This window comes from Microbacterium sp., from assembly GCF_031988965.1.
GTDB lineage: Bacteria > Actinomycetota > Actinomycetes > Actinomycetales > Microbacteriaceae > Microbacterium.
Genome location: NZ_DALZXX010000105.1, coordinates 1 through 10,221, shown reverse-complemented (window position 1 = coordinate 10,221; position 10,221 = coordinate 1). Strand labels below are relative to the sequence as shown.

Below are 10,221 nucleotides of genomic sequence, written 5' to 3'. Positions count from 1 at the left end.
GCACCCGTGATCGGCAGATCGGTTCCGGCCTGAGCCGTGTCCGCAGCATCCACCGATGCGGCTGCCGTGACCTCGGTCGTGTCGATCGCCGACTGCGCACCGGCCGTGGCCGTCAGCACATATCCGGTGCCGACGACTGCGGAGGCCGGGACCGGGTACCCGGTCGTGAAGGCGCCGGTGCCGTCGGTCGTGACCGTCACGGGACCGCCGATGTCTTCACCGGTTCCGGGAGCCGTCAGCTGCAGCGTGATCTCGGTGTTCGCCGGCCACGTGTCACCGGAGACCGGCAGATCGGTTCCTGCCTGGACGGTGTCGGCCGCGTCCACGACCGGCACCGGCGCAGCCGTCACCTCGGTCGTGTCCGTCGCCGTCTGCGGACCGACGTTCGCGGTCACGGTGTAGCCGGTCGCAGCGGGGGTACCTGCGGGAACCGGGTAATCGAGAGTGAAGACGCCGGTGCCTTCGGTCGTCGCCGTCTCCGGCCCGCCGATCGCACCGCCGCCGGGAGCGGTCAACTGCACCGTCACGACGGTGTTCGCCGGCCAGTTCGAGCCGGTGACCGCCAGATCGGTGCCGGCCTGCACCGCAGGCGCCGCATCGATCGTGGCCGCTGCCGTGATCTCGGTGGTGTCGGTCGCGGTCTGCGTTCCGTCCGTGGCGGTCACGGTGTACCCCGTGCCCGGCTCGGTGCCCGCAGGAACCGGGTAGTTCAGCGTGAAGGCGCCCGCACCGTCGGTCGTGACCGTCTGCGGGTCACCGATCGCCGCGCCGCCGGGAGCCGCGAGCTGCACCGTGATCTCGGTGTTCGCGGGCCAGTTCGCACCCGTGATCGGCAGATCGGTTCCGGCCTGAGCCGTGTCCGCAGCATCCACCGCCACGGCGGGGGTCACCTCGGTCGTGTCGATCGCCGACTGCGCACCGGCCGTCGCGGTCACCACGTATCCGGTGCCGGGAACCGCGGATGCGGGAACGGGGTAGGTGGTCGTGAAGGCGCCGGAGCCGTCGGTCGTGGCCGTGATCGGCCCGCCGACGTTCTCGCCGGTACCGGGGGCGGTCAGCTGCAGTGTGACGTCGGTGTTCGCCGGCCACGTGTCTCCGCTGATCGCGAGGTCAGTTCCGGCCTGCACCGTGTCGGCCGCATCGACAACCGGCACCGGAGCGGCCGTCACCTCGGTCTCGTCGGTGGCGGTCTGCGCGCCGGCAGTGGCCGTCACGAGGTAGCCCTCGGCTGCGGGAGTTCCCGCCGGCACCGGGTAGGCGAGGGTGAAGACGCCGAGTCCGTCGGTCGTCGCTGCCACCGGTCCGCCGATCGCGGCGCCACCGCCGGGAGCGGTCAGCTGCACCGACACCGAGGTGTTGGCCGGCCAGTTCGCGCCGGTCACCGCAAGATCCGTGCCCTGCTGCACAGCAGGTGCGGCATCGATCGTCGCAGCCGCGGTGACCTCCGTCGTGTCGGTCGCCGTGATCGCGCCGGCCGTTGCCGTCACGGTGTAGCCCGTGCCGGGAGTCGTGGCCGCCGGGATGAAGAAGCCGGTGGTGAAGGCGCCGCTGCCGTCGGTCGTCACGACCACGGGGTCGTTGACGACTGCGCCGCCGGGAGCCGTGACCGCGATCGAGACATCGGTGTTCGCGGGCCAGCCCGAGCCCGTCACGGGAAGGTTCGTACCCGCGGGAACGGTGTCGGCCGCGTCGACCGCGGCGACGGCGGCCGCAGCGGCCTTGACCGTCGAGGAACCGAGATCGAGCTCGACCCCTCCCCCGACAGCGGGCAGCAGGTTGATGCCGAGAGCGCGGACCGTGAAGCTGTCTCCGGCGATGTCGCCGGGTTCGTTCTGCTCGTTGATCGTGATCGTCGCGATACCGGAGAGCACACCCTGGAGAACCGGGTCGAGAGCGCCGAGCAGAGGTCCTGTGATTCCGGCGAGCGTGGTCTGCAGACCCGGGACGACGCTGGTGAGCGCCGTGTTGACGAGAGGTCCGGTCGTCGTCGAGATGGCTCCGGTGACGGCGGTGAGCACAGGGGTCAGGATCGTGCCGAGGTTGAGGCCCGCGAGCGCGAGATCACTGGTCACGGTGGGCGGGGCCGGGTTCGTGCCGGCGAACTGCGCCAGGGATCCCTGCACCGTCACTCCACCCGTCGCTACGGTGCCGAGGAGGACCGCGGTGAGGTTCACATCGACCTGCAGGGTGACCTGGAGCTCGTTGAGAGTGGTGGTCAGGATGTTCGACAGCTTGCCGTTCAGGCTGTTGGGGTGCGTACCGGTGAGTGCGGATGTCACGCCCTGCTGGATCGCCGCGATCGTCGATGCGGCGAGCACGGGCGTGTTGGCGGGCAGGCTGTTCAGATCCGCCCCCGCCCCCGTCTCGACGAGGATCCTGGCGAGGTCGACCGAGATCGTGCCGGTCTCGAGGTCGACGAGCACCGAGCCGGTCGTGTTCTCGAGAGGCGTGCTGAGGACCTGGGTTGCGACGTTCGCTCCGACGGCGTCGAGCCCGGCGATGGACACGTCGGAATCGGTCGCGTCGACCCCGATCACGGGGATGCCGAGCGCGGAGAGGTTGAGCGCCTCGAGCGTCGACGTCACCGTGCCGAGCAGCGTGCTCAGCGCACCGCCTGGTCCGACCAGGTTGCTCACGGGAGTGAGCGCACCCTGGACCGTGGTGTCGAGGGTGTCGGCGAGGGTGTCGAGGAGCTGGCTGTGCAGGTCGACACCCAGGTCGGCGATGCGGTACTCGGACGTCACGACGTCGAGGTCGGACGTCGCCGTGGAGGCGAGTGCGCCGATGCTCACGGATGCCTGGTCGACGATGCCGTCGGTCACGCCGGTCAGTCCGAGCTGCGAGAGCAGTCCGGTGAGTTCGAGGTTCGCGGGGGCGACGCTGCCGTCGATGGCCCCGGCATCGATCGCGCCGCCCGACGTGATCGTTCCCGACGACGCGGTCGACTGGGTCTGGGAGGGTGACGAGCTGTAGCTCTGGGCCGCGCCGAGGTCGCCGAGCTGCAGAAGTCCGGAGTTCGTGCCATCGGACACGAGCGGAAGATTCACCGCCCCGACCTGGATGCCCAGTGTCTGGAGCAGCGACACATCGAGGCCGCCCAGCTCGGGTCCGGCAGCTGCCGGGTTACTCGTGATCGTGTGCCCGAGCGCCGCGATATCCAACCCGCCGAGCAGCGGAGCGGGCAGCTGGATGATCTGCCCCTGCGCGACTGACGGATCGTTCGGATTCGCCGCATCGAGCGCATTCGCCGCCGATGGGATCAATGCACTCGCGAGGACGACCGCGGCTGCCGTAGCGCCCGCGATTCCCCCTCCGATGGCTCTGCGCGTGCGCAGAGTCTTCCCCTCCATGTTGCCCATTCGCCTCTCCCGTGATGCAGATAATCCGCGTCATAGGCCCTCCCCAGGTGTCGACGACTTCATCGACAGAGCGCATGTGGGGACAGTATTGCCGTTTTTCACGGCCAAAGTCCAGGTTTTGTCTTAAGGGCACCCGTCATACAGAGACCTTTTGAGACATTCTGCAACTTGACTGTGCGTTCAATCAACTTAACGTCGAGCTGAATGGGCGTTCAATCAACAGAATGCTCAGGGTCATCTCACTCTTGCTCGTCGGCGTGTCGCGCTTCGCGCTTCTGTCGAGTCCGCCCGGCACACAGGAGTTCCCCACACGCGTTCCGGCACGCAGAACGCCCCGCAGGAGTGAACCTGCGGGGCGTTCGAGAAGGCAGCCGAGACGACTGCCGGAGCAGCGCTAGAGAGTCAGACCATGGCCGAATCGGAAGAGCGGATCGGCGGTGTCGAAAGGCACATCCGGACGCGATGCCTCGACTGGGGACATCGATCGCGGCAGGTCGAACGGCAGCCGACCTCCGGCGCTCGCCCGACCGCTGAGCACATCGAGCAGCGCAGCGCCGGATGCACCCCAGTTGACCGTGACCGCGGCAGCAGCATCCGTCATCGGCTCGAGGATCGGTGGGCGATCCGCCAGGACGTCGACGACCGTGGGCACGACACCGGCGACCTCGCGGACATGGTCGATGACATCCGCCGGGAAGTCGAGAGAACCCGCGTGGAAGAAGTTCTCGAAGGTCGTCGCGCGCTGCTCGAAGGGAGCATGCAGGCGGATGATGGCGAGGTCGGCCTCAGCAGGCGTTGCGACAAGATCCCCATACGACGCCGCGACCTCGGCATCGATGCCCTCGACGTAGAGTTTGGTCGCCGCCGCGAACGGCAGGGCGCCGTCATTCGTCAGCACGGTGATCGATGCCCGCTGCGCCGCATCGCCCGCAGCCCGGAAGTCGGCCCGACCGACCACGGCGTCTGCCGCATCCTCGTCGACGAACGGGTTCTCGAAGAGCCCGAGCTCGAACTTCTCGCGCAGGATGCGTCGGGCCGAGACGTCGAGGCGCGCCTCCGAGACCGAGCCGTCGGCGACGAGCTCGACCAGCATCTCGGGGCAGTCCTCACCGCCGAACTGGTCGGCTCCTGCATCGAGCACCTTGAGCATCCGCTCGCGCGGCGTCAGATCCTCGACGCCCCATGCCCGCGCAGGGAAGGGCTGGCCGAAGATCTCCGCATCGTTGATCAGCCCCCAGTCCGTGCACACGAGTCCGTCGAACCCGAAGCGCTCGCGCAGCAGGCCCGTGATGACCGAGCGGTTGAAGCCGAAGCCGACCTCTTCGTACTCCGTGCCGACGGGCATGCCGTAGTAGGGCATCATCTGGCGGGTGCCCGCCGCGATGGCATCCTCGAACGGCTTGAGGTGCAGCTCGAACTGACCGCCCGGGTACACCTGCTCCCGCCCGTACGGGAAGTGCGGATCCTCGCCGTCCTTCTGCGGTCCGCCGCCCGGGAAGTGCTTCGTCATGGTCGACACCGAGCCGGCGCCGAACGACTCGCCCTGGAAACCACGGATATATGCCGCTCCGAGAATGCCCGCCAGTTCGGCGTCCTCCCCGAACGTCGCCGTCTGCCGAGCCCAGCGCGATTCGGTGGCCAGATCGACCTGCGGATGCAGCGCGACGCGCAGGCCCACGGCCGTATATTCCTGACGGGCGATATCCGCGAAGCGCTCCACCAGCTCGGGGTCGCGAGTCGCCGCGAGGCCCAGCGTCTCGGGCCACTGTGAGAAGGGTCCCGCCAGGATCGACGCACCGGGGTTCTCGCTGAACGAGTGCCGCGGATCGGTCGAGAGTGTGACCGGGATGCCGAGACGAGTGGAGGCGGCGAGCCGCTGAAGATCGTTCTGCCACGCCGCGATCTCGCGACCCGTGGGCGCTGCGCCCAACAGGTTGAAGTGGTTCATCTTCTTGACGTCGACGAAGTCGCGGGCGCTCGGCGTCGCGAACGTCGGGTTCTGCTCGTCGAGATCGCCGATCGCGATCATCGTGTGGAAGAACAGCCCGGCCTTCTCCTCGACGGTCATCTCATCGAGGAGCAGCTGCACGCGCTCGTCGATCGGAAGAGACGCGTCGAGCCAGGGTCGCTCGGATGCCGTGGGCGCGGTCGTCACGTCTGCCATGGTCACTTGACTCCCTTGATGCGGTAGACGAGCACGGCACCCGCGAGCGCGACCAGCGCCCCGAACAGGTACCAGGTGGTGTAGCCGCCGAGCGGCGTGGCGGCGCCGATCGCGATGATGCTCGGCGCGATGGCCGGTGCGATCGACTGCGGCAGCGCGTTGGCCATGTTCAGCACGCCGAGGTCCTTGGCGACGTCATCGGGGTTGGGGAGCACCTCGGTGGCGAGGGCGAGATCGACCGAGAGGAACGAGCCGGCGCCGAGACCGATGATCGTCTGGGCGACGATCACGATCGCGATGCTCGGGGCGACGGCCAGCAGCACGAGGCCGACGACCATGATGAGACCCGCGATCGCGACGAAGGGGCGTCGCTTGCCGATCTTGTCGGAGAGGAATCCTCCGACGGGGGCGGAGATCGCCATGGCGGCCATCGAGGCGAGGTTCGAGATCAGGATCGTGCTCACCGCACCCTGCTCGTCGAGGCCGAACCTGGTGACGAGGTAGAGCGGCAGGAACGTGGCGATGCCGGCGTAGCCGAACATGACGAAGAACTTGGTGAGCCAGGTCCAGCCGAAGTCCGGGTGCTTGCGCGGGTTGAAGACGAAGGAGCCGAAGAACGTGGCCGCGGTGAAGCGCGTGGCGGGCTTCTCGGTGAGGCGGCGGTCCTTGAGCGTGAGCACGAAGATGACGACGACGATGAGCGCGATCACACCGGGCACGACGAACCGCTCGAAGTCACCGGGCAGGAAGTTCACGATGAAGCTGCCGGCGAGGATGCCGATCGGCATGGTGATGCCGACGATGCCCGAGACCTTCCCGCGGTTCTCCGCCGGGACCTGATCGGGCAGGGTCGCGTTGGCTGCGGCGAGCACCGCGTTCATGGAGGCCTGCACGAGGCACCACGCGAGCAGCACCACGAGCACCGAGGTGGCCACGCCGATGATGACGAAGCCGCCGAGCCCGACGATCGCACCGCCGAGGATCCAGGGACGACGCATGCCCCACTTCGACGTCGTGCGATCGGAGAGACGCCCGACCAGCGGGTTGGCGATCAGCGCGAAGGCCGCGCCCACGCCCATGACGAGTCCGAGGCTGCCCTCGGTGTTCACCGGGTCGAGCCGCTGGATCTTGAAGGCCATCGACACCATGACCGGGGTGAGCAGGGCCAGGTAGACGCCGAAGTTCACGGCCGCGAGGCCCGGGGCGTAGCTGCGGGGGGTCTTGACCGGTGTGGTGCCGGGGGCTTTGAAGCCGGTCGTTCCGATGGCGGCCGCGGCGGCGGCCGATGACAGCTCTGTCACGAGGGGGTCCTTTCGAGCAAGGGTGCGCCGATCCTCCGCGAGCGGCGTCCAGACGACGATACACCCAAATTCGACCGCTTGGTAACTGAATGTCGACCGACTGGTAATGAGCGAGAATGAGGAGGACCACGATCGAACGGTGAGGGGGTGGCGGGATGACGATGGCGACGACGACGACGCGGCAGGCACAGGCGGCGGCGACGCGCGCACGCATCGTCGACGCCGCCCGCACGCTCTTCGTGTCGCACGGCTACCGCACGACGTCGCTTCGGGACATCGCCGCGGCGGCGTCCGTGAGCCACCCGGGCCTTCTCGGCCATTTCTCGTCGAAGGACGAGCTGCTCGCCGAGGTCGTCGCCGGATTCGAGGACGACAACGAGAGAGCCTTCGATCTGACCGCTGCCGCGGCTGAGCCCGGTGAGCTGATCTCCGCCGCCGTCGCCCGCCGCAACTCCGTGACCCCGGGATACATCGAGCTGTTCGCGGCCCTCACCGGCGAAGCATCCGCCGTCGAGCACCCCGCACATCAGCGCATGCGCGACCGTTACTGCCGTCTTCGCTCGATGACCTCGGAGGTGCTCGAGGATGCGGCGCTGCACGGGACCATCGACGCGGATCGCGACGTCGACGCCGAGACCGTGCGGCACATGGCCGGCTGGGATGGGCTGCAGCTCATCTCGCAGTACCTGCCCGATCGCGTCGATGTGGTCCGGATGCTCGAGGAGCGCGAGGCGCTCTGGGCGCTTCCGCTCGGCTGGCGCGATCCCGCGCAGGCGGCGCCTGCCGACGAGCCCGCCGGCCCGCTCCCCGCACTCGCCGAGACCACCGTCGGCGGCCTGCCCGAGATCGACCCCGGCTACGCCGTCGGCCGCCGTCGTCGAGCCCAGATCCTGGTCGACGCCACGCGGCTCTTCGCACGCACGGGATACGGCGACACCAGTCTTCGCGACATCGCCGAGGCGGTGGGTGTCTCGAAGTCGACCTTGCTGCATCACTACGCGTCGAAGGAGCAGCTGCTCAGCGCCGTGCTCTCGGAGCGCGACCGTTCGATCCAGGAGCGCACCTCCGCCGACCAGCACGTTCGAGCGGTCGATGCGCTGCGCTCGACCCCCGAGGGCGCCCTCGTGAACGCGCTGGACGAACCGGGTCTCATCGAGGTCTACGCGGTGCTGTCGTGCGAGGCGGTGCCGGCGTCGCATCCGGCCCATGCCTACTTCGCCGAGCGCTTCCGTCGAGTCATCGATCACTTCGCCGAACTGTTCCGACTCGCACAGCTCGACGGCGATCTGCCCGAGCATCGCGACCCCGAGCACGAGGCGATCTGGCTGCTCGCGCTGTGGGATGGGCTGCAGTATCAGTGGCTCTACGACCGCGATGCCGTCGACGTCGCCGCGCACCTGCGGTCGCATCTGGACGACGTGCTCCCTCCGCGCTGACCGCCGTCGCCACAGGCAGGGGCACGGCGGCTGCGTGCCCCCACATCACGCGGCAGCGATGACCGCGAGCACGCCCTCACCATAGGCATCGCGCTTCTTCGCGCCGATGCCGGTGATGCCGTCGAGATCGCCGAGAGACGCCGGACGATGCTCGGCCAGCGCACGCAGCGTGGCATCCCCGAAGACGATGTACGCCGGAACGCCCTGCTCCCGCGCCGTCTCGGCTCTCCAGGCGCGCAGCGCCTCGAACAGGCCGCGGTCGGCCGCGTCCAGCGCATCCGCCGCACTCGCCTTGCGTGCGCGCGGCGAGGAGGCCGGGCGCCCGATCGTGTCCTTGCGCAGCGGCACCGGAGTCTCGCCCTTCAGCACTCCGCCGGCCTGCTCCCCCGGCGCGAGCGTGCCGTAGTCGCCCTGCGCCACGATGATGCCGCGCGCGAGGAGCTGCCTGACCACACTGCGCCAGTCCTGATCGGAGAGGTCTGCGCCGATGCCGTAGGTCGCGATCTTCTCGTGACCCTGTTGGCGGATGCGCTCGGTCGACGCCCCTCGGAGGATGTCGATCAGGTGTCCGGCACCGAACGACTGATTGCGCTCGCGCTTGAGCCGCACGATCGTCGAGAGCAGCTTCTGCGCGGGAATGAGTCCGTCGAAGGTCTCGGTGGTCTCGAGACAGGTGTCGCAATTGCCGCACGGCTGCGAGTCCTGACCGAAGTATCCCAGCAGGTTCTGTCTGCGGCACTCGACCGTCTCGCACAGGGCGAGCATCGCGTCGAGGTGCTGCCCCATGCGCATCTTGAAGGTGCGATCGCCCGGACTCTGGTCGATCATGCGGCGCTGCTGCACCACGTCTCCCAGGCCGTAGGCCATCCACGCGATCGACGGCTCGCCGTCACGACCCGCACGCCCCGTCTCCTGGTAGTAGCCCTCGACGGATTTCGGCAGATCGATGTGGGCGACGAAGCGCACATCGGGCTTGTCGATGCCCATTCCGAACGCGATCGTCGCGACCATCACGACACCGTCCTCACGCAGGAACCGCGATTGATTGGCCGCCCTCACCTCGGCGGACAGACCCGCGTGGTACGGCAGCGCGTCGAATCCCTGCGCCGCGAGATACGTGGCCGTCTGCTCGACGGACTTGCGGCTCAGCGCATAGACGATTCCCACAGAGCCCTCGGGCTGCGCGCGGATGAACGAGACCAGCTGCTTGCGCGGGTCGACCTTCGGCACGATCCGATACTGGATGTTCGGGCGGTCGAAGCTCGCGACGTAATGCTTCGCATCGTCGAGGCGCAGCCGCTCGGTGAGCTCCTTGTGCGTGGCCCGCGTCGCCGTCGCCGTGAGCGCCATGCGCGGGACTCCGGGGAACCGCTCGCCGAGGTCGCCGAGAGCGAGGTAGTCGGGACGGAAGTCGTGGCCCCACTGCGACACGCAGTGCGCCTCGTCGATCGCGATCACACTCAGGGTTCCGCGCTGCAGCAGGGCCGTCGTCTGAGGCGACGACAGACGCTCGGGTGCGACGTAGATGAGGTCGAGCTCGCCGGCGACGTACGCGCGCTCGACCTCGCGACGCTCGTCGATCGACTGCGTGGAGTTGAGGTACGCCGCGCTCACACCGTTGGCGCGCAGGGCGTCGACCTGGTCGTGCATGAGCGCGATGAGCGGGCTGATCACGAGACCCGTGCCCTCGCGCACGAGCGCGGGCACCTGGTAGGTGACGCTCTTTCCGCCACCGGTCGGCATGAGGACCACGGCATCGCCGCCGCCGATGACGTGCTCGACGATCGCGGCCTGGTCGCCGCGGAACGCGTCGTAGCCGAAGACCGTGTGCAGCGCCTCGCCGGCGGTCGGGTACCGCCCGGGTGCTGCGCGCCGCACTGCCGGTGCGGCAGCGGTCGTCGCCGGAATCACCGGTGTCGCGGGCCCAGGGCCCCAGTCGAGCGGCGGCTCATAACCCGCGC

The 10,221-nt window shown here is 68.7% G+C and carries 5 protein-coding genes; 1 reads left to right on the top strand and 4 read right to left on the bottom strand.

What is annotated here, in order from left to right; translation table 11 throughout:
* The 3 genes from RTM68_RS14120 to RTM68_RS14110 form a co-directional block, all read right to left on the bottom strand.
* On the bottom strand, positions 1 to 3,350 hold a 3,350-nt coding region (locus RTM68_RS14120; protein WP_312172007.1), incomplete at its 3' end, for a choice-of-anchor G family protein.
* A gap of 403 nt (positions 3,351 to 3,753) precedes the next feature.
* Positions 3,754 to 5,523: a glycoside hydrolase family 3 N-terminal domain-containing protein gene (locus RTM68_RS14115; protein ID WP_312172011.1), complete on the bottom strand. Its 1,770-nt coding sequence runs from the start codon at positions 5,521 to 5,523 to the stop codon at positions 3,754 to 3,756.
* A 2-nt stretch (positions 5,524 to 5,525) separates the two neighbouring features.
* A complete protein-coding gene (locus tag RTM68_RS14110; RefSeq protein ID WP_312172004.1) occupies positions 5,526 to 6,824 on the bottom strand; it encodes an MFS transporter in 1,299 nt (432 codons plus the stop codon).
* 155 nt (positions 6,825 to 6,979) lie between these two features.
* Between RTM68_RS14110 and RTM68_RS14105 the strand changes: the two genes are divergently transcribed.
* Entirely contained in the window at positions 6,980 to 8,260 is a 1,281-nt protein-coding gene (locus RTM68_RS14105; RefSeq protein ID WP_312172002.1) for a TetR/AcrR family transcriptional regulator, read from the top strand.
* A 45-nt stretch (positions 8,261 to 8,305) separates the two neighbouring features.
* Here the strand turns inward: RTM68_RS14105 and recQ are convergent.
* On the bottom strand, positions 8,306 to 10,221 hold a 1,916-nt coding region (gene recQ / locus RTM68_RS14100), incomplete at its 5' end, for a DNA helicase RecQ (protein ID WP_396654234.1).